Source organism: Bacteroides sp., from assembly GCF_019417265.1.
GTDB lineage: Bacteria > Bacteroidota > Bacteroidia > Bacteroidales > Bacteroidaceae > Phocaeicola.
Map to the genome: position 1 here is coordinate 24,902 of NZ_DXVR01000008.1, position 22,982 is coordinate 47,883.

Below are 22,982 nucleotides of genomic sequence, written 5' to 3' on the forward strand. Positions count from 1 at the left end.
ATAAAAAAATCAGGTACGTGTCAAACAATTCTCTAAAAGAAAAAACAGCGAAAGGGCTTCTGTGGGGTGGGTTAAGTAACAGCCTGCAACAATTGCTCAACCTTATTTTCGGGATATTCTTATCACGAATACTGTCCCGTACAGATTATGGAATGATTGGGATGTTAAGTATCTTTTCACTCATTGCATCATCCATACAAGAGAGCGGATTTACTGCAGCACTCACAAACAAAAAAGACATACAGCACAAAGACTACAATGCCGTATTCTGGTTCAGTTCTTTAATGGGGCTGTTCCTTTATTTTATACTGTCAATGTGCTCACCACTGATTGCACGTTTTTACGACACTCCTGAACTGGAATTGTTATCAAGATACTCATTCCTCTGTATATTCATTTCCAGTCTTGGTACTGCACAAAGTGCATACATGTATCGTAATCTGATGATTAGACAACGTACTATAGCACTTAATATAAGTCTGGTAATATCAGGAATTACCGGTGTAATAATGGCACTTAACGGATACGCATACTGGGGTATAGCGACACAAAACCTTGTTTATGTTTCATCTGTAACATGTTTCTACTGGTATTTTTCTCCATGGCGTCCAAGTCTGAGGATAGACTTTAGTCCGTTGAAAAATATGATTTCATTCAGCGGGCGTCTACTTCTTACAAATATATTCGGTCATATAAACTATAATATACTGTCTGTTATTCTTGGTAAATTCTATTCTAGTCAGGAAGTAGGAGATTTCAATCAGGCTAACAAATGGAACTATATGGGGTATTCAGTTATATCAGGAACCATCTATGGTGTAGCGCAACCGGTTTTGTCAAAGGTAGACTATGATATTGAAAGACAAAAAAGAATATTCCGTAAAATGTTGCGTTTTACATCTCTGGTCACATTTCCTACAATGTTCGGACTTTCCATTACAGCAAACGAACTGATAACAATAGCTATAACTTCAAAATGGTCAGAAAGTGCATATATCCTTCATATATTATGTATAGGCAGTGCGTTCGCCAGTATATCATATCTTTATTCAAACCTGATTATCAGCAAAGGCAAATCAAGAATATATATGTGGAGTACCATAATTCAGGGTATTATCCAAACCATTATAATGGTGATAAGTCACCCTTACGGAATACCTTTCATGATAAAGCTTTACGTTTGTATAAATATAGCATGGCTCGCTGTATGGCAATACTTTGTATGGAAAGAAATCAGATTGTCACTTATGGAAGCTTTAAAAGACATTGTGCCGTATATGGCCATTGCCGCTGCTACTATGTTAGTGACAACCTTTATAGTAGGAAACTACATATCAAACATTTATCTTTCATTAATTTCAAAAATAATAATAGCTTGTATAATATACCTGTCTACCGTGTGGCTATGTGGTTCTGTCACATTTAAAGAAAGCTATGAATATCTAATTAAGAAGAAAAAATGAGAACAGTTTCTATTGTAATGTGTACTTATAATGGAGAGAAATATCTGCGCGAACAGCTCGACTCCCTGCTGAGACAGACATATCCAATAATGGAATTGATTATACAGGATGACGGTTCCACAGACGCTACTTCAGAAATCATAAATGAATATAAAACAAGTTACCCCGACCTGAACATTATATTCTATAGGAACTCTATAAATCTGGGTTACAACAAAAACTTTTTCAGTGCAATTCTGAAAGCAAAAGGTGACTATATAGCATGTTGCGACCAAGACGATATATGGGAGCCATACAAACTTGAACTAATGATGAACAATGTAGGAAACGCTACTCTGATATTTCATAACTCTATTCTTTTCAACTCAGAAACTGTCATCGGCAAACTTCATAGCAGACCGCTGACTGAGTTTCCTTCAAGTCTGAATGCACTGATGATTCCAAGAAGTTACGGACACCAGATAATGTTCAGAAAAGACATAAAGGAATTACTAAAACCTTTCGCACTATTAAATCTTTCATATGACTATTTCATATACAGTCTGAGCGGAGTAACCGGAAAAATTAAATATATTGACATGCCTCTTGTGAGATGGAGAAGGCATGAGAACGCATCTACCTTTTCAAAGCAGAAGCATAGCGAAGGAAAAATTAATGGTTACATTAAAGCTATAGAAGCATTATTCAAGCGTTCAAATATGAATACTACCAGGAATTATTTCAGATTGTATAAGTCAATATCTATAACAGACAAGACAACTAAAAAGATAGCCGATAAAATGAGCGAAATAAACTTTGCAAATTTTATCAGTATATGCTACCTTTGTTATAAACATAAGGCAGAACTGATATCAGACTGTAGCGGAATAAAACAGAGTCTACGTTCTTTCTTTATTCCATTGTTTTTTGTAAGAGATTATGGACAATATATTTTAAGGAAATAAGACATGAAAACGATACCGGTATTTTTTACATTCGACAAGAATTATATTCTGGCAGCTAAAGTTACAATACACTCTATGCTGGTACATGCATCCCAGGATTATACCTATGAGTTGTATGTTCTGCACACTTCTCTGTCAGAAAGGGATTGTCGTAATATAAGCTCTGTTATAGAGTCCTTCAATGCCATAATTCATTTCATAAATGTTTCTGAATACGAAAAGAAAATAGAAGGTCTGGAAGGCAAAGCGCACTATTCTAAAGAAATATTCTATAAGCTTATTGCTGCCGATCTCTTTCCACAACACGAAAGAATCATTTGTACAGATGTGGATGTAGTATTTACCGGTGATATATCAGAAGTCTTTTTCATGTTTCCGGATGAAGACTTTATTTATGCCGGTGTAGGTCCTATAGAGAACAAAGGACGAATGCAACAATATAAAGCCAAATTCAATAAAGAAGAGCAGGAAATACTGGAACATGAAATTGGAGCAGGATTTCTATTGCTGAATCTAAAGAGTATCAGAAAGAACAATAAGCAGAACGAAATGATAAATTATTATATCAAAAATTATGAAAGACTGATTCTGCCGGAACAGGATTGCATGATACTCACCTGTTGGCCTATGGTGAAATATGTCCCTATAAGATTTTCCGTTGGAACGTTCTTATATACTGCCGACCTGTCGGCTACTGATTTCTACAAAGGCACACCTGAATTAAACTGTAGCCATACTGAAGCGATGAATTGTATTAAAAAAGCTATCGCCAACCCTGTTCAGATACATTACATCGGACCGGACAAACCATGGAACAGTATAATGATAACAAAACAAAAGGAATGGTTAAAAGCTATGATTAAGGCAGGATGTTTATGGGAATATATATATAGCCAGCCTAAATTTTTTGCACGAAAAATAAAGAAATACAGTTTAAGAAGATTTATCCGCAAACACTTCAATATTTAAGAGAGGCCATGAACAATAAACAGAATAAAGTAAGAGTCATAGCATTTTATCTTCCGCAGTTTCATCCTACACCGGAAAATGACAAATGGTGGGGTAAAGGTTTTACTGAATGGACAAATGTAGGTAAAGCCAAACCTTTGTTCAAGGGACACTATCAACCCAAGGTTCCGGCTGATTTGGGATATTACGACCTTAGGGTACCGGAAACAAGAAAGGAACAGGCTGAAATGGCTAAAGAATATGGTATAGAAGGTTTCTGCTACTGGCATTATTGGTTCGGTAACGGAAGACGTCTTCTTGAAAGACCTTTCAACGAAGTATTAAACAGCGGCGAGCCTGATTTTCCTTTTTGTCTGGCATGGGCAAACCACAGTTGGGAAGACAAGCAGTTCAGCAAAGACGGAGGTCATAAGATGCTCATGGAACAGTTATATCCCGGAGATGAAGATTATATAGCACACTTCAATGCTGTTCTTCCGGCTTTTAAAGACAAAAGATACATCCGTGTAAACGGTAATCCTGTTTTCGTTATATATTCACCTATGGATATCCCTGATGCAGCTCATTTCATCAGTCTGTGGCAGGAATTGGCAAAACCGCACGGTTTTCAAATACATTTTGTAGCACATACCTCAAAAACTGAAGAAATGAGATTATACAAGGAATGGGGATTTAAAGCTACAATAATGATCAGACTGTTCGATGTATTCAAACACGATTTTTCTCTATTAGAACGCATAAACGCCAAGTTCCAGCGTGTTGCTTTCAAACAAGGACAGAGGATAGACTATTCAAAAGCCGCAAAATACTTTTGTGGGCCTGAAGATAAGAATACCGACTGCTATCCTACCCTAATACCAAACTGGGATCACTCACCTCGTTCGGGAAGAGCTGGACACATACTGATAAATTCGACACCTGACAAATTCGAGAAACATGCAGAACAGACATTCATGAATGTAAAAGAAAAGCCGGAGGAAGAAAGAATAGTTTTCCTAAAATCATGGAATGAATGGGCAGAAGGTAACTACATGGAGCCTGACTTAAAGTTCGGAAGAGGATACCTTGAGGCTCTAAAAAAAGCAATAAACAAAGTCTTTTAAGAATAAACATTTAAGCATGAAAATAGCTTTAGTAAAACAGGAAATATATCAGGATCTTTACGTTTGTCCGGTAACAGAGAAAAACGCGGCAAACATTCTCTTCTCGTCTATGGGAAGAGTAGGACCTATCGGACTTATGGCAGAACTTGATGCCGACTTCTACATAGTAAAAGAAGAACCGGAATACGAAACACAGATTTACCGCAAGGTGATACCACACATTTCCAGGCATCTGTATCTTCTGAAAAAAGAAACCCTCGACAAGATTCCGGGACAGGAATTCAAACAGCCGGGAAGCCCATATCCGAACGGTAAGTTTTCCATCGACTGCCACGATATAGACTGGGGCAAATACGATGCTGTGATTTCCATTAACGTAAGTCTGCCAACAACCGTTGTCAGAAACTATCCGCAAACACTTTTTGCCTATATGATAGGTGAGGCCAATATGGCTACCGGAAGCGTACACTTCGGATATGATGTCACAATGAATCAGATGGCAAGAGGAATAGTTTCGAAGAAACTTGGAATAATGGATTTCCCATATACATTCCTAAGTTCAAATACACTACAGAATATCATGCAGCAGTACCTCGGACGTACTTCTGAGAATAAAGGGATTTTCATGGAAATCAATTCGACTACAGAGCGTCCCGTAACAAAGGCTCCGGCACATTTCCAGCCGCTGACAGATGCCGGATATGAAATAATTCTCCACAAACAGCGTATATTCGACAATCTGAAGAGTATATATGACGCGAAGTATTTCGTAAAGATGGGAGGACGACATATACGCGGAAACTCTGTGGCAGAGGCTGTTTCTTTAGGTACATTAGCCATTATGAACAAGAACGAAGTCACACACCACGAATTGATAATTGACGAGTGTGACGTGAAGAATATGGGCCAGATGATAAGCCTTATAAACCGTTTGGAGAAGAATCATGATCTGTATCAGGAACTTTTGGCAAAACAGCGAAAAGTCTTGAAAGAATTGTTCTTTGATGCTCCAATACAGTCACTTGCCAACTGCATCGAGGAAAAAAGAAAAGCAGGAAAAGCAAGACCCTATAAATGGTATAACAAAATTGCAGACAGACTCTGCTTTTTCAAGTAACAAGGTATCAGTTACAAGTTGACAAGGCTTTAGCTTCGCTGACCGTTGATTGACTTCGTCGATTTTCAATTCATCCGTATGGAGAGCCTCGTCAACTTGTCAACCCATAACTCACAAACTTAAAAACTCACAAACTCAAACCACATGAATGCTCCAATACTCCTCTTCGTCTACAACCGCCCGGAGCATGTACGCCGGACAGTAGAAGCATTGCAGAAGAATACACTTGCTGCCGAAAGTATACTCCATATATATTCCGACGCGGCACGCACCCCTGAACAGCAAGAAGCTGTGAGCGAAGTAAGAAAATACATACACACTATCAACGGATTTAAGGAAATAAACATCATTGAGAGAGAGAAGAACCGGGGACTTGCAAGAAGCATCATAGACGGAGTGACTACACGTGTGAAAGAGTACGGAAGAGTAATTGTGCTGGAGGACGACCTTATTACCGCACCATATTTCCTGCAGTTTATGAACGATGCTTTGGAGACCTACAAAGATGAAGAAAAAGTAGGACACATACAGGGATGCGACTTCACGCAGGACTCCGCACTCCCCGACACATTCCTTATAAAATGGGCCGGAAGCTGGGGATGGGCTACCTGGGAACGTGCATGGAAGCATTTCAATCCAGATGGGAAGGCACTCCTTAAAGAACTTGAGGACAGAAAACTGACATACACTTTCGACTTCAACGGAAAATACGGATACACACGTATGCTTCGCCGGCAGATTGAAGGAAAGAACAATTCATGGGCGATAAGATGGAACGCCTCCTTATTCCTCAAGGATATACTTTCATTAAACGTGGGCAAGTCACTTGTCCAGAACGAAGGCTTCGACGGCAGCGGTACAAACTGCGGAGGAGGAGGACTGTATTCATCAAACCTATATATGAGCAGAATAGAAGTGAAAAGAATCTCTCCGGCTATAGAAAACAAAGAAGCAAGACAGGCTTACGTGAAATACTATGCACGTACAAACTCATTCATGGCAAAAGCCATCAGAAGAATAAAACGTACACTTAAAGGTGATTTCGGAAGATAAACAACCCGTAAATAGCGTTTTTAACTATATTCTGCCAAATTATTCCTATACCAATTAGGATAAACAATGACAGTAAGCATTATCTTTGCAAAAAATTCCCGAAAATGAGAATACTTATCATAAACACGGCAGAACGTATAGGAGGTGCAGCCATTGCAGCAAACCGTCTGATGGAAGCACTTAATAATAATGGTATAAAAACAAAGATGCTTGTCCGTACAAAACAGACAGACCAGCTGACAGTCATTCCTCTGAAAAGTTCATGGAGAAGAATATGGCAGTTTGCATGGGAGCGTATTGTCATATGGATAGCCAACGGATTCACACGCCGCAACCTTTTCGCTGTGGATATAGCCAATACGGGAACGGATATAACCAAGCTGCACGAGTTCATACAGGCAGATGTTATACACTTACACTGGATAAATCAGGGAATGCTGTCACTGAACGACATCGACAAGATTCTTAAATCAGGTAAACCGGTAGTATGGACCATGCACGACATGTGGCCTTTCACAGGCATATGTCACTATGCCGGAACGTGCAGAAAATACGAAAAACAGTGTCAGAACTGCGAACTACTGCTGAAACCTCATAAGAAAGACTTGTCATACCTTGTCTTCAAGAAGAAAAACAGGATATTCTCAAACTCGAAAATAACTTTCGTAGCATGCAGTAACTGGCTTGCTGAAACTGCCGGAAACAGTGCACTCATAAGCAAACAAAATATCACAAGCATTCCTAATGCCATAAACACCAATCTCTTCATGCCTCGCAACAAACACCAGGCAAGAGAGAAGCTCAACCTGCCTCAGGACAAGAAACTTCTGCTTTTCGGCTCTGTAAAGATAACAGACAAGCGCAAGGGCATAGACTATCTGATAGAGGCCTGCAAGATACTGACACAGAACAATCCTGAGCTAAGAGAGAAACTTGGAGTGGTAATATTGGGGGCACATCCGGAACAATATTCATCGCTGTTCCCATTTCCTATATATACCATGAATTATGTAAAGAGCGAGAGAGAACTCGTAGATATATACAATGCCGTTGATATATACGTCACTCCTTCGCTGCAGGATAATCTTCCTAACACCATAGTAGAAGCAATGTCGTGCGGTATTCCGTGCGTAGGTTTCCAGACCGGAGGAATTCCACAGATGATAGACCACCTGCACAACGGATATGTAGCTGAATACAAATCGGCATCTGACCTCGCAAACGGAATAAAATGGGTACTGACCGACGGTGACTATCAGACACTAAGCGAGGAAGCTCACCGCAAGGCTGTAAACTCTTACTCCGAATCGATAGTGGCTCACAAATATCTGCAAATCTACAATAAGTTAACAGGTAAAAATGCATAACACCGTTCCTAACTACCACATACAGCACCTGCATCCAAAGTTCAGCATTATCACCGTGACGTATAATGCCGAAAAGGTTCTTGAAGATACCATACAGAGTGTCATCACCCAGTCATACAAGAACGTAGAATACATAATAGTAGACGGCGGTTCGAAAGACGGCACTCTGAAGATTGCAGACAAATACAGACAGCATATCACTCATCTGGTGAGCGAGCCGGACAAAGGGCTGTACGATGCCATGAACAAGGGTATCAGACTTGCCACAGGCGATTATGTTTGCTTCCTTAATGCCGGAGACGAACTTCACGAAGACGATATCCTCTTCTGTATGGTACACAGCATCAAAGGCGAAACGCTTCCGGACGTGATATACGGCGAAACGGAGATAGTAGACGAGAACGGACATTTCATAAGGATGCGCCGTCTTTCAGCACCCGAAGTACTGACATGGAAAAGCTTCAAAAAAGGCATGTTAGTGTGTCATCAGGCATTCTTCGCCCGTCGTGAACTTGCTGTAGCAGAGCCATATAACCTGAAATACCGTTTCTCGGCCGATTTCGACTGGTGCATTCGCATAATGAAGAAAAGCAGAAACATACATAATTCCGGACTTACAGTAACAGACTATCTGAACGAGGGCATGACCACGCGCAATCATAAGGCCTCGCTGATGGAACGTTTCCATATTATGTGCCATCACTACGGATATATATCTACTGTGGCATATCACTTATGGTTTATAATCAGGGCAGTACTGAAGAAATAAGGCGTTTCATGGATTATTTGCGTTAATAATCCGTGAAACGCCTATATTTATAAACCGTGACACGTACGTGTTCCGCTCGTTACACGCTCGTGTTCCGCGCGTGACACGAACGTGTTCCACCCGCGTCACGTACGTGTCACGCTTTCTATGTCTAAGAATTTCTTCTTCTGTATTCCGTCGCAATAACAACTACGCCCCCAACGGCAAGCAAAACCAATGCTATATATGCAATAGTTTCAGTGAGGTGAAGCGACTTAGGGTCGAACCTGAACTCTACCACATGCTTTCCTGCCGGAACATTCATCGCACGCAGGATATAGTCTGCACGCCCATGTTCCACCTCTTCGCCGTCTATAGTCGATATCCATCCCGGATAATAAATCTCAGAGAATACCACTACTCCGCCATTCTTCGAGTTGACCTCATATTTCAGTGCGTTAGGCTGGTATTCCTTCAGAACCACAGTATCCAAAGAATCGGCCGCTGACGAAGCTCTGACCTGTTCGGCAAAACGCCTGTCTACCACTGCCGTATGGCGAGGATTAATATCATGCAGTGCGTCTATCTCTTCGTTGGCATTGTCCACATACTCCACATTATCCACAAACCATGCATTTCCGTAGGTATGCGGATTGAACACAGGAGCTGTCTTTCCACCCTGAAGCGGAAGAATGAAATATCTTGTATTCAGCATATTCAGCACAGGGAATGCGTTTGCATCCACCTTAGCCATATCTCCATTTGCCTCCGAGAGTCTTGAGAACACACCGCTCATCTCTCCCTGAATGTGTTCCTCTATCATTTCCTGATATCTGCGGAGCTTTGCAGCGTGATAACCGCCTATGCTTTTGTGCCAGTATGCGGTATTGTTCTCATTGAAGGTATTAGCCGCCAAATTCAGCACTCTGTAGTCCAAGGATGTATCTTTCAGGATTTCCTTATCGGTTTCCGACGGTTGCAGATACGGCTTCATTATATTGCTCTTGGCCACAAACTGTTCGTCGTAAAGATAGCGTTTGTTCACTCCCCACATATCTACGAGGCAAAGTAATGTGAGAAGTGCTATAGTAGTCTTCGGCTTCAGTTTTCCCACAGAATAGGCATACACCAATGCTACACCTATCAGTATGACAACAAAACTTCTCCACGCATCAGCCGTAAATATCGACACGCGGACTTCCTCAAGGTTAGCGAGAATAGGTATAAGCTGGTCCTGAGGTATGGCATTTTGCAGGGCAGACATCTCCATAGTAGAAATATAAGAAGAAAAGAACACATGCGGCGCAACGGCAAACAACAGTGACAATCCACCGGTCAGACCAAGGCTGATATAGAAACCTCTGGAATTCTCCTTAATGACAGAAGGACGCTCCATAATCACCTTCAACGCCATGATGGCAAGAAGAGGGATTGTGAACTCGGCTATTACAAGTATAGACGATACGGCGCGGAACTTATTGTACATCGGTACATAGTCGATAAAGAAGTCTGTAACTCCCATGAAGTTCTTACCCCACGAAAGCACGATAGAGAAGACTGTTCCTGCCAGTAATGCCCACTTCATAGGTCCCTTCACGATGAAGCATCCCAATATGAAAAGAAACATCACAAATGCCCCCACATATACAGGACCTGATGTGCCCGGCTGTTCTCCCCAATACTGTCCCAACTGCGAATACAGGCCGCGATACATCGGATTTGCCTTCTTCATGGCATCTTCATTGGCTGCAAGAGGTACTGATGCACCACCTTTCACGTTAGGTACAAGCAATGAGAATGTTTCACCTATACCGTAACTCCACTGAGTTATATAGTCACGTTCCAGCCCACTGTCTGTCTGATTTGCAGAATTTTCCTTGACGAGTTCGCTCTTGCCGCGCATACTCTCCTTGCTGTACTGATAGGTGTGATACAGAGTTGAGAGATTCACACATACGCCTACTACTCCTGCAAACACAAGCACGCCAGAAGCCTTGAAGAAGTCCTTCAGTTTCTTCTCTCTGTAAGCCATGACAAAGTAAGCCACTGCCATAAACAGCATCACAAACAGGAAGTAATAACTCATCTGCGGATGGTTTGCCTTTATCTGCAATGCTACGAAGAGAGCTGTCAGCAATGCTCCCACAAGATACTTTCCGCGATATGCCAATACCATTCCGGCTATAGTCGGCGGAATATATGCCAATGTGACAAGCTTCCATATATGTCCGGCTGCAATGATGATGAAGAAATAGGACGAGAAAGCCCATATTATAGCACCGAGAGCCGACAGCCATACCTTGAAATTGAATGCACGCAGCAGGATATAGAATCCTAAAAGCATGATGAATACATACCATGTACACGACGGGAGAAACAATCCATACAGTTTCTGTACGAATCCAAGCACCTCGGTAGAATCGTAGCTCGGCGCCATCTGGTATGTAGGCATACCTCCGAATATGGAGTTTGTCCATCTGGTTCGCTCACCTGTCTTCTCCAGATACTCCTGTTGCTCCTGTCCGGCACCTATACCTGCAACGGCATCATCCTGTGCCAGCACTCGTCCCTCTGTGACTGCCGGAAAGAAGTATGCAAACGATATTACCGCAAACAGAATCACAGCCACCAGGTCCGGAATAAATTTCTTGAATGAGTTCATTGTTTATGAGTTTGTTAGTTTTTGACATTTCAGTTGGCAAAGATAACATAATACTGATTGAAAAATTGTAAATTTGCCACAAAATAAATTTGTGTTACCGTTTTTGGAACAGAAGTCAAAACTAAAGAACTCAAAAACTCATAATGAAAATAGGAATTATCACAGCCATGTCTTCCGAACAGAAGCAACTGGCAAACCAGCTTACAGAGATAAAAGAATCGAATAAAGGTCCTTTCAGCTACATTGAAGGAAAAATCAACAACAACGAAATAGTACTGATGCAGTGCGGTATAGGAAAGGTGAATGCCGCAGCAGGCACAGTAGAGATGATTAACAACTTCCAGCCTGACTGTATTATCAGCACCGGTGTGGCAGGAGGTATAGACACTTGCCTGAAGGTGATGGATGTGGTAGTGAGCCGCAATATAGTATATCACGATGTATGGTGCGGAGAAGGTAATGCCTACGGACAGATTCAGGGACTGCCCACTTTCTTCGAAGGTAACGAAACTCTATACAATACAGCAATGTCGCTCGACACTGAAACAGCCATCCACGGTGGCCTAATCTGCACAGGCGACAAATTCATCACTGACCGCAAGGAATTGGACGAAATAAAATCCAACTTCCACGAAGGTCTGGCTGTAGACATGGAATCCGCTTCAATAGCCCAGGTATGCTATCTGTATAAGGTTCCTTTCATCAGCTTCAGAATCATCAGCGACACTCCGGGAGCAGAGAACCACTTCGACCAGTATCTGAACTTCTGGGGAGAGATGGCGAACCGCTCATTCAAGGTAACGGAAACATTCCTGAAGGCGTTGCCGAATAGAATCTGATAATTTTTAATTATTAATTTTTAATTCTTCACTCATGAAAAAGATACCAAGCTTTACAATCGACCACATCCGCATGCTACGCGGAATATACGTGTCAAGACAGGACCAGGTAGGAACAGAGACTGTGACTACATTCGATATCCGTATGAAGGAACCTAACCGCGAACCGGTATTAAGTCCTTCGGCTATCCATACAATAGAGCACTTAGCTGCTACATTCCTTCGCAACCATCCTGTATGGGCAGACAAGATTATATATTGGGGTCCTATGGGATGCCTAACAGGTAACTATCTTGTAGTAAAAGGTGATTTGAAATCGGCAGATATACTTCCGCTGATGATAGAAACTTTCCGTTTCATCGCCGATTATGAAGGTGAAGTTCCGGGAGCTACAGCAAAAGACTGCGGTAACTATCTGATGATGAATCTTCCTATGGCAAAATGGGAAGCAAAGAAATATCTGGAAGAGATACTGGAAAAAGCTACTGAGGATAATTTGAACTATCCGGTATAAACAATTCAGGAAATATAACATAAATTCCACTATTGTGACAAATCATATAATTATGTAATGTTTTGTGTATATATCCCCCTAAAAACGCCTAGTGAACAAAGTAAGCCCCATTCACTAGGCGTTTATCATATCTAATCAACAGTTGTAATCAATAACACATTTTAAGCATAATGTTTACCACCTGCAAAAAAAATGCGTTCCACTATATACCATATCAAGAAATATGATATAACTTTGTTCAATCATCACTCATAGGCCTATAAAAGAATACATATAACACTCCTCATTGGCCATCACCAGATTCTGATAATTAACCAATACTATATAATATATGTTACTTACTGATTCAATAAAAAAAGCATCTTTGGCCATACTTGGCCTCGGTGTTTCATCGGGATTGTATGCCGCATCAGAAAAATCACAAAGCCCAAATGTAATATTTATTCTTGCTGACGACCTCGGTATAGGCGATCTTGGTTGCTACGGACAGAAAACAATCAAAACACCCTCCATAGATAAAATGGCTCAAAACGGCATGAAATTTACTCAACACTATTCAGGTTCAACTGTAAGCGCGCCGTCCAGATGTGTACTACTTACGGGGAAACACACCGGGCATTCATATGTGAGAGGAAATAGAGGCAGGAAAGCGGAAGATGGAAGAATATATGACTTGAATCTAAAAGCGGAAGAAGTGACGATAGGTGAAGTACTCAAGACAAAAGGATATACCACTGCCTGCATAGGTAAATGGGGAATGGGAAGTCCTAACGGGGAAGGTCACCCTAACAAACAAGGGTTCGACTATTTCTTCGGTTATTTGGGACAACTTAATGCCCACACTTATTTCCCTGTTCAGTTATTCGAAAACAAAGATGTCATCAAGTTGGACAAGAAAGTATATTCGCATGACATGATAATGGACAAGGCACTACGCTTCATCGACGATAATAGCAAAAAACCGTTCTTCCTGTATCTTACCCCCACCATACCTCATGCCGAACTCATTGTACCGGACAACGAATATATGGGATATGAAGGCAAATTTGAAGAAAAACCATTCAAGGGAACCAAGACTTATTGCCCGCAAGACAAGCCAAGAACCACTTTTGCAGCCATGGTAAGCCGCCTTGACAGGGATGTACAGCGAATCATCGACAAGCTTAAGGAAAAAGGAATATTGGACAATACCATAGTTATTTTCACTTCCGATAACGGCACACACCACGAAGGAGGACATGACCCTAACTATTTCGACAGCAACAGCATATACAGAGGAGGCAAACGCGACCTCTACGAAGGAGGCATAAGGACACCTTTCATCGTTTACTGGAATGGAACAATAGAAAAAGGAAGCACGACCGACCATCAATCTACATTCTGGGACTTCATGCCTACTATGTGCGAACTCACAGGAGCTAAACTTCCTGAAGGAACGGACGGAATATCATACCTGCCAACATTATTAGGAAAGAAAGGACAGAAAAAGCACGAATACCTATACTACGAATTCCATGAACTCGGAGGCAGAAGAGCCGTGATAAAAGATAACTGGAAACTTATCCAATTCAATGTGAACAACCCGGAGAAAACACATTTCGAATTATACAATATAAAATCAGATCCGGAAGAAAAACACGACTTGGCATCAGACAACGAAAAAAGAATAAACAAATTAAAAAAGATAATGGAAGAATCGCACGTTGAAAGCGAATTCTGGAAATTCGAATTCGAAAAAAAGAAATAACATAATAAATCCCGCAAGCTCTTGTTTGCGGGATTTATTATGTTATCCTATCCCATTTGTAAACACCTTACAGCAGTTCAGATTACAGATTTACCATACCAAAAAGTCCAAAGGCAAAAACACCAATCTATACATAAATATAATCACAATATATAATACATAGAATGCTATTATGTCATTTTACGAAGTTCTGCTATTATGCAATATAAAATGTTCCATAGCTGACATATACCACAAAAACATAGTAATATTTCACCGAAAAAGTATTAATTAAATTCAAATTTATACTATTTCATAAAAATACTACATCATATTTTTGCAATATTAAAAATGCATCAAACCGTATTCTTTACAACGCTATATTGAAGTACGACAAAATGCATTACCGACATCCTTATAACAAATAATATTATGAATAAATAAAATAGTATGTATGAGACAAAGTAAAGTTAATCTAAGAAAAACACGCTTTTGGGTGTTTACCTTTCTTCTATGCTATGTGATTACCGCCTTCGGTCAATCAAATGCCATAACAGGAAAGGTTATTGATGAATTTGGTGAACCTGTTATTGGTGCCAGTGTAATACTTAAGGGTAGTACAACCGGAGTTATAACAGACTTTGACGGTCTGTTCAGTTTGCAAGTACCAAATGCAAAAAAGGGAACATTAGTGATATCTTTTATTGGTTACAACTCCGTTGAGCTGGCATTGAACGGCAAAACACATTTCAATGTTACTCTTAAAGAATCGTCCATGCAGCTTGAAGAAGTAACAGTAGTGGCATACGGCGTACAGAAGAAAGAGACATTGACAGGTGCCATCTCTTCTGTAAAGACTGAAGAACTCATCGCTTCACCAAATGCCAGCGTAGCAAACTCACTTGCCGGAAAAGTGACAGGTCTTTCTACTGTACAGACCAGCGGCCAGCCGGGTGCTGAAGATCCGAAGATTTTCGTCCGCGGTGTCGGCTCACTTAGCGATGCCGGTGCTACACCACTTATCCTTGTAGACGGCGTTGAACGTTCTTTCTTCCAGATGGATCCTAACGAAATAGAAAATGTTACAGTTTTGAAGGATGCTTCTGCTACAGCGGTATTCGGTGTGCGTGGTGCAAACGGTGTTATTCTTGTAACAACACGCCGCGGTAAAGAAGGCGAAGCCAAAATATCAGTAAACTCTTCTGTAGGTTTCCAGATGCCAACTCGTACGCTTGATATGGCAGACAGTTATACATATGCCACTATTTATAATGAACAGGAAAGGAACGATGGACGTAAGCCTATATTCAGCGATTATGTTATAGAACGTTTTCGCACAGGCGACGAACCTATAATGTTTCCAAGTATAAAATGGCGTGAATATCTTACAAAGAATGCAGCTATCCAGACACAGCACAATATAAACGTATCTGGAGGTACCAAAAACGTGAGATACTTTATTTCTGCCGGTTTCCTACATCAGGACGGTCTGTTCAAGGATTTCGGACGCGAAGATTTGGGATATAACTACAACCGTTACAACTATAGAACAAATCTTGACCTCAGTATAACAAAATCGACAACTCTGAAACTTGGTATAGGTGGCGTTGTAGGCGATAAAAAGGAACCTACAAGAAGTGATTTGTGGTTACAAATCAACCAGTCACAGCCATTCAGTAGCCCGGGTATAGTAGATGGTGTACTGATGGTTTCTCAGGGTAGCAGATATGAAAATATCAAAATGGTTAATCCTCTTGAAATGTATCTGCTCGGAGGAAACAAAAAAGAACTGACCAACACGATGAACATGGATATGCATCTTGTTCAGAAACTTGACTTTGTTACTAAAGGATTATCAGTTGAAGTAAAAGGTGTATATAATACCAATTATAAATATACAAGGACAAGACAATCTCCATGTGAAGTCTATACTCCTTATTATGTTTCTGAGGTTGACGGCTCAGGAATGACTCTTGACGATATTTACAATCCAGACTTCAACAACGACATTGTATATAGAATTTCAGGCCAGAAGTCCAAAGCATCAATAGGATATAATTATGGTAGAGGACGTAACTGGTATTTCGAAGCAAGTGTAAGATATAACCGTAAGTTCGGTAATCACAATGTCACAGGTCTTATCCTTTATAACCAGAACAAGACATATTATCCAAAAGAAATGCCTTATATCCCAACAGCTTATGTAGGTCTTGTAGGTCGTGCCACATACGACTATAAGTCAAGATATATGGCAGAATTCAATATAGGATACAACGGTTCCGAAAACTTTGCTCCGGATAAGCGCTACGGTACATTCCCGGCACTCTCTCTCGGTTATATTATTTCTGAAGAAAACTTTATGAAGAACCAGAAAGTATTCGATTTCCTTAAACTGCGTGCTTCTATAGGTCTCGTAGGTAATGACAATATGAACAGTTACCGTTATCTGTACTTGCCGGACAGCTACGATGTAAACCTTCTGGCTACAGACAAAGACTGGAGAAACCACAAATGGGGATACAACTTCGGACTTAACAACAAGACACAGACTCCGGGTTCTGTAGAACAAAGACTTGCCAATCCTGGAGTAACATGGGAAACTGCACTGAAACAGAATTACGGTATAGATATGAACTTCCTTAATAACAGACTTAAAGTAAAACTCGAATACTTTATGGAAGACAGAAAGGATATCCTTATCAACCGTACAACAATACCCGCTCTTACTGCACTCACAAAAGAAATTATGCCTGTAGTTAATATGGGACGTGTAAAGAACAAGGGTTATGAAATAGACATGACATGGAATGACAAAATAGGTGAGAATTTCAACTACAATGTTAACGCTAACATGTCGTATTCTAAAAATAAAATCATATTCATGGACGAAGTTGAGCCTAACGAACCATATATGAGACTTACAGGCCAGTCTGTAGGCATAGTACAAGGTTATGTGGCAGACGGTTTCTATTCAGAAGAAGATTTTGTTGATACAGAAAATTGGGTTCTTAAAGAAGGACTTCCTATTCCGCAGGTGCCGGTAAGACCTGGTGACGTAAAATATCTTGATTTGAACAATGATAATAAGATAACTCCTGACGACCAGAAAAAAATTGGTTTCTCAAACCGTCCTAACTACGTATTCGGTCTTAACCTCGGAGCCAATTATAAAGGGTTCTTCTTCACTATGAACTGGGCAGGTGCTGCAGAACGTTCTGTCGTACTGTCAGAGAACTTCCGTAAGCCATTCTCGGCCGAAGGACGTGCCCTGATGCAGTTCCACGTTGATAACAGATGGACTCCCGAAACAGCAGAAACAGCTACTCAGCCACGTCTGTCTCTCAACAGCCAGGCTCACAACTATATGAATTCTACACTATGGGTGAAGGATGGTTCATACCTGAAACTAAAGAATCTTACTGTAGGATATAATTTCAACAATAATCCGTTATTGAAAAAAATTGGAATAAAGCAATTGGGTGTTAAGTTTACAGCCTACAACCTGTTGACATTCGACCACCTGAAGATAATGGATCCGGAGTCTAATCCAAGTTATTACGGAGACACATATCCGGTTGTGAAAATATACAATTTAGGTTTAAATCTAACATTCTAAAAAAGACATCGCATATGAAAAAATATATTTATGCTTTTCTTCTTGCTTCGGTAGTTATGACCGGATGTGAGGACTTTAAATTTGGTGACAAATTCCTGGAAAAGCCGACATCGGATGAATACAATATCGACTCCGTATTCAACAACAAAATATTCGCAGAGCAACAGCTCGCCCAGGTTTATCATACACTGCCCGATTTCCAGCCACACAAGAACAGACTATCGTGGGGTATCAAAGAAGGTATAACCGATCTTGCCGACAACCTCAAGAGTGGAGGTACTTCATATCATAAAGGTACACTGACATCAAAAGATGCAGCCGCTTCGGTATATCAGATGTCATACGATATTGAGCATGGTGAATTCTCGGCTACATACGGAATCCGTCAGGCATATATCTTCCTCAATAATGTTGACAGAGTTCCTAACATGACACAGGAAGAAAAAAACATACGTAAGGGAGAGACAATGATGATAATTGCATATCACTATGTTGACATTATAAGGAATCTTGGAGGTATGCCTTGGATAGACAAGATATACAGTGCATCCGATGATTTCACAATGGAGAGAATGACAATTGCAGAATCTGTAGAGAAAATATGTAAACTGATTGATGATGCTGCAAACTTACTTCCATGGAGTGTAAAACCAGAAGATGACGGAAGAATGACAAAAGCAGGAGCCTTAGCACTGAAATCAAGATTGCTTACTTTCGTTGCAAGTCCGCTATATAATAATACGGAACCTTATCATGAAGGAGAAGCTGCCGAAAAGAAATATGTATGGTATGGTGACTATTCGGCACAAAGATGGCAGGACGCTCTTGATGCAGGGTTAGATTTTATCAGAGAGAATAACAGAGCCTCATCACAATATAAACTTGTAGATTATGAAGGAGAACCAAGAAGAAGCTATTTCGAAGGATACTTCAACAGATATAATGGCGAAGTACTGATATCAAGCCACAGATATACTACATGGGATGTAAACTGTAAAGCAGTATCTCAGATACGATACTCTGCCGGTTGTCCTACACTTAACTATGCAGACTTGTTTGAGACAAAAGACGGAGAGAAATTCAACTGGGATAATCCAGACCACAGAAAGTATCCGTTCTTCAACAGAAACGGAGAAGAGACACGCGACCCACGTTTATATGAATCGCTTTGGGTTACTGGCGACAAGTTTAAAGGGCGCAAGGCACAATTCTATGTAGGAGGTAGAGATGTTCCTAAGACAATGGGAGGAAATCCACAACATAATTGGGGAGGACTTGGAAGAACAGGTATGGGGCAGCGCAAGCATACCCTCGACGTATATGATGAACTTAGAGGTAAATTCTACCAGTGTCCTCTGCTCAGACTCCCTGAAGTTTACTACAACATAGCAGAGGCAATGAACGAGCTTGGGAAAGCAACGGAGAAAGACGAATTCGGAAGAGATGCCTATGACTATATCAACTTGGTACGTGAAAGAGTAGATATGCCAAAGGTTACAAAAGAAAAAGTTGCTCCGGGAGAGGATTTACGTGAATATATCCTTACAGAACGTGCCGTTGAGTTCGGTTACGAAGAGGTTCGTTACTACGACATTATGAGATGGAAGCATAAAGACTATCTTGATAAACCTATAGCCTATCTACTGGCATATCCGGTAGAAGGAAGCAAAGTAAACGGTGAATATACAGAGTTCACATTCGAACGTGATGAAAATGTCATAAACAGAAGAGTATGGGTTGAAAACTGGTCAGACAAGTATTACTTGTGTCCTATACCTTTGGTAGAAATAAACAAGAAATACGGATTGATACAAAATCCGGGATGGGAATAATCTATAAACCAAAAGACTTATGAAAAAGAAATATATATTGTCAACTGTAATTGCCGGTTCGTTTGCCTTATCATCAATGGCTCAAAATACAATAACCGGCATTATAAAAAACAGCCTTGGTGAACCTGTTTTGGGAGCTTCTGTTTCTACTGTCGGAACTAATGACAAAAAAGTAATCACCGACAAGGAAGGAACTTTCACCATCGAAGCTGAAAAAGGAGAGTATATCGTAGTAAATTTCGCCGATGGTCTCTCAAAGCGCGTTCTTGTTAATTCGGACGTATTGAACATATGTCTTGATGAACTTGATATTGTACTTGACAACAGAACATTGCCAAAGTCTAAAAGAGAACAGACTCAGGCCATTTCTACTATATCAGGTAAAGATATTGAGACAAACTCTACAATAGATGTAAGCAACTCACTATTCGGTCTTATACCGGGACTTACTGTAAAACAGAATACCGGATGGACAGACGGAGCCACTCTTATGGTGAGAGGAGGAGGCTCATTAAACGGTACGGAACCTCTTATAATTGTTGATGGTGTTCCACGCGATTTGAAGTACCTCAATATGCTCGACATAGAAAATATATCAGTACTCAAGGACGGTGCTGCAACTGCATTATGGGGAACACGCGGTGCAAACGGTGTAGTAATTGTCACTACAAAAAGAGGTGAATACAACAAACATAATATCGATGTACAATACACATTCGGTATGGGATTGCCTATAAATCAGGCAGAATATGTTGATGGTTATACATATGCCCAGATGAAGAACGAAGCCCTTAAGTATGACGGATTAGATCCTGAATATGATCAGGTGGCTTTAGATGCATTCAAGAACGGCACAGACAGAGAGCTATATCCTAATGTTGACTGGCAGAAAGAAGCTCTTCGTAACCATACCATCAACAATCAGCTGAATATATCATTCAAAGGAGGTGGCGAAAAACTGCGCTATTATTCTGTAATAAACTACAAGAACGATTACGGTTTGCTTGACAACAGCCTGGCTGAATACTCGGACAGATATACTGCACAGATGAAAAAATACTATCTCAATGCACGTATGAACCTTGATATAGACATCACCAAATACACTTTGGTAAGTCTTAACATGTATGGCGAACTTTATGAGTCGAAACGTCCGAGAACATCAGAAAGTGATATTTTCTCAGCTCTGAATCATGTACCTTCTGCTGCATTCCCTGTAAAGACAGCAAACGGAATATGGGCAAGTAACACGAGATTCAAATTAAATCCTATAGCAAATATTGCTGATGTCGGATATTATAAGATGAACAGACGCTCGCTTCAGTCGGACTTGCGCATACGCCAGGATCTGTCAATGGTTACAAGAGGACTTAGTGCCGAAGCCGGTATATCATACGATAACAGTGCTGTATTCCACGAAGAAGGAGCAAAGAAAGCCCCATACGAAATCGTATCACTGAACCGTGACCCTGTTACCGGTGAATACAAAAAGAATTATCAGATTTTTGATAATGACGGTGCAGCGCTCAGTATTTCTACTCCAGGCGACCTTCTTCAAGCTCAGTTCATCAGAACTGTTATTAATGCAAAGGCTATGTACGACCGCGCTTTCGGTCTTCACTCTGTAAACGGAGCTCTGATGTATTCTCAGGAATATGCAATGTCCAAAGGTAGAAACGCTACGTATAAAAGACAGTCGTACATCCTTACTGCCGGATACAACTATGCAGACAAATACCTGCTCGACGTAGTGGTAAACCGCAGCGGAACAAGTGTTTTGTCGGACGGCGATAAGTTCAGAACATATCCTGCCATTTCTGCCGGATGGGTATTGTCCAACGAAAGTTTCATGAAGTCACCGATACTTAACTATCTTAAGTTGAGAGCTTCTTGGGGACGTGCCGGTCTCGACAATATCGGTTATGATATCGACGAAAGATTCTGGGTTGGTACTTCCGGTTATCTGTTCCGCGACACTCCACAAAGCATGGGTGGTCTTATTGCTGGAACATTACCAGTTGAAAATCTGAACATAGAGATTGCAGACAAATACAATATAGGAGTTGATGCAACATTATGGAACAAGCTTTCAATCTCTGCCGATGCATTTATGGATTTCAGAAAAAACACTCTCATCAGTACAGACAATCTTTATTCAGAAGTACTTGGTACAAAGACCTCCCAGATGAATATAGGTGAGATGAAGTCGAGAGGTGCAGAACTGGCGATGACATGGAAAGATAAGATAGGAAAAGACTTCAATTACTACGTAGGTGGAACATTCTCATACATCGACACAGAAATAGTAGAAAATGGAGAAGGATTCAAGCCATTCGACTATCTGTCTAAGAAAGGTAACAGATACGGACAGCTCTATGGTCTTGAAGCAATAGGATACTTCAATGATGAGCAAGATATAACAGGCAGTCCGAAACAGGTATTCTCTGAAGTAAGACCGGGTGATATCAAGTATAAAGACCAGAACGGTGACAAGATTATCGACGAAAACGACGTTGTTGCCATAGGTTACTCAAGTAAGATTCCAGGAATAAACTACGGTATCAGTCTTGGTTTCGAATATAAAGGATTCGGTATAGATATGGTATTCCAAGGAGTTGGCCAATACAGCAGAATGCTCGATACTCAGAGTGTTTACTGGCCTTTGAGAAACGGAAACAGCAACCTTTCAAAATGGTATATCGAAGACAAAGTGAGATGGACTGAAGAGACAAAGGAAACAGCCAATGTTCCACGTCTTACAACTCTGTCAAACAATAATAACTTCCGTAGCAGTACACAGTGGCTTGTTGACGGTTCGTTCTTCAAACTCAGAAATCTGAACATCTATTATGTTCTGCCTCAGGAATGGACAAAGAACATGAAGATTAACAAATGTATGATATTTGCAAGAGGAAACAACCTGTTCTCATTAGACCACATAAAATACCTCAATTGCGAAGACCTGTCGCTGAACTATCCGGACATGATGTCATTGTATTTTGGCGTAAACGTTAATTTCTAAAATTACC

15 protein-coding genes are annotated in these 22,982 nt (G+C 40.6%); 14 read left to right on the forward strand and 1 reads right to left on the reverse strand.

Annotated features, from left to right (window positions below):
- Positions 1-17 precede the first annotated feature (17 nt).
- The 8 genes from QZ379_RS02215 (at position 18) to QZ379_RS02250 (ending at position 8,785) form a co-directional block, all read left to right on the forward strand.
- Positions 18-1,463 carry a lipopolysaccharide biosynthesis protein gene (locus QZ379_RS02215; RefSeq protein ID WP_291557828.1) on the forward strand — a complete coding sequence of 482 codons (1,446 nt, stop codon included), beginning with the start codon at positions 18-20 and terminating at the stop codon, positions 1,461-1,463.
- Positions 1,460-2,407: a glycosyltransferase gene (locus QZ379_RS02220; protein ID WP_291557830.1), complete on the forward strand. Its 948-nt coding sequence runs from the start codon at positions 1,460-1,462 to the stop codon at positions 2,405-2,407. The genes QZ379_RS02215 and QZ379_RS02220 overlap by 4 nt, the downstream gene beginning before the upstream one ends.
- A gap of 3 nt (positions 2,408-2,410) precedes the next feature.
- Positions 2,411-3,376, forward strand: a complete 966-nt coding sequence (locus tag QZ379_RS02225; protein ID WP_291557832.1) for a glycosyltransferase family 8 protein — start codon at positions 2,411-2,413, stop codon at positions 3,374-3,376.
- Positions 3,377-3,384: 8 nt separating this feature from the next.
- Entirely contained in the window at positions 3,385-4,479 is a 1,095-nt protein-coding gene (locus QZ379_RS02230) for a glycoside hydrolase family 99-like domain-containing protein (protein ID WP_291557834.1), read from the forward strand.
- 16 nt (positions 4,480-4,495) lie between these two features.
- The gene (locus QZ379_RS02235) at positions 4,496-5,596 is read left to right on the forward strand and encodes a hypothetical protein (protein WP_291557836.1); all 1,101 of its coding nucleotides are present in this window, start codon (positions 4,496-4,498) and stop codon (positions 5,594-5,596) included.
- 144 nt (positions 5,597-5,740) lie between these two features.
- On the forward strand, positions 5,741-6,649 hold the full coding sequence (locus QZ379_RS02240; RefSeq protein WP_291557838.1) for a glycosyltransferase: 909 nt from the start codon (positions 5,741-5,743) through the stop codon (positions 6,647-6,649).
- Between the two features lie 104 nt (positions 6,650-6,753).
- Entirely contained in the window at positions 6,754-8,016 is a 1,263-nt protein-coding gene (locus QZ379_RS02245) for a glycosyltransferase family 4 protein (protein ID WP_291557840.1), read from the forward strand.
- Positions 8,009-8,785 carry a glycosyltransferase family 2 protein gene (locus QZ379_RS02250; protein WP_291557841.1) on the forward strand — a complete coding sequence of 259 codons (777 nt, stop codon included), beginning with the start codon at positions 8,009-8,011 and terminating at the stop codon, positions 8,783-8,785. Before QZ379_RS02245 ends, QZ379_RS02250 begins: the two co-directional genes overlap by 8 nt.
- A gap of 151 nt (positions 8,786-8,936) precedes the next feature.
- Here the strand turns inward: QZ379_RS02250 and QZ379_RS02255 are convergent, their stop codons facing one another.
- A complete protein-coding gene (locus QZ379_RS02255; RefSeq protein ID WP_291557843.1) occupies positions 8,937-11,426 on the reverse strand; it encodes a hypothetical protein in 2,490 nt (829 codons plus the stop codon).
- A 143-nt stretch (positions 11,427-11,569) separates the two neighbouring features.
- Here QZ379_RS02255 and QZ379_RS02260 point away from each other — a divergent pair, with 143 nt between their 5' ends.
- The 6 genes from QZ379_RS02260 (at position 11,570) to QZ379_RS02285 (ending at position 22,975) form a co-directional block, all read left to right on the forward strand.
- The gene (locus tag QZ379_RS02260; protein WP_291557846.1) at positions 11,570-12,265 is read left to right on the forward strand and encodes a 5'-methylthioadenosine/adenosylhomocysteine nucleosidase; all 696 of its coding nucleotides are present in this window, start codon (positions 11,570-11,572) and stop codon (positions 12,263-12,265) included.
- 34 nt (positions 12,266-12,299) lie between these two features.
- Positions 12,300-12,779 carry an S-ribosylhomocysteine lyase gene (locus tag QZ379_RS02265; protein ID WP_291557849.1) on the forward strand — a complete coding sequence of 160 codons (480 nt, stop codon included), beginning with the start codon at positions 12,300-12,302 and terminating at the stop codon, positions 12,777-12,779.
- A 331-nt stretch (positions 12,780-13,110) separates the two neighbouring features.
- A complete protein-coding gene (locus QZ379_RS02270) occupies positions 13,111-14,526 on the forward strand; it encodes an arylsulfatase (protein ID WP_291557852.1) in 1,416 nt (471 codons plus the stop codon).
- Between the two features lie 433 nt (positions 14,527-14,959).
- Positions 14,960-18,121: a TonB-dependent receptor gene (locus QZ379_RS02275; protein WP_291557854.1), complete on the forward strand. Its 3,162-nt coding sequence runs from the start codon at positions 14,960-14,962 to the stop codon at positions 18,119-18,121.
- A gap of 14 nt (positions 18,122-18,135) precedes the next feature.
- On the forward strand, positions 18,136-19,953 hold the full coding sequence (locus QZ379_RS02280; RefSeq protein ID WP_291557857.1) for a RagB/SusD family nutrient uptake outer membrane protein: 1,818 nt from the start codon (positions 18,136-18,138) through the stop codon (positions 19,951-19,953).
- A 19-nt stretch (positions 19,954-19,972) separates the two neighbouring features.
- Entirely contained in the window at positions 19,973-22,975 is a 3,003-nt protein-coding gene (locus tag QZ379_RS02285) for a SusC/RagA family TonB-linked outer membrane protein (protein WP_291557861.1), read from the forward strand.
- Positions 22,976-22,982: the final 7 nt, after the last annotated feature.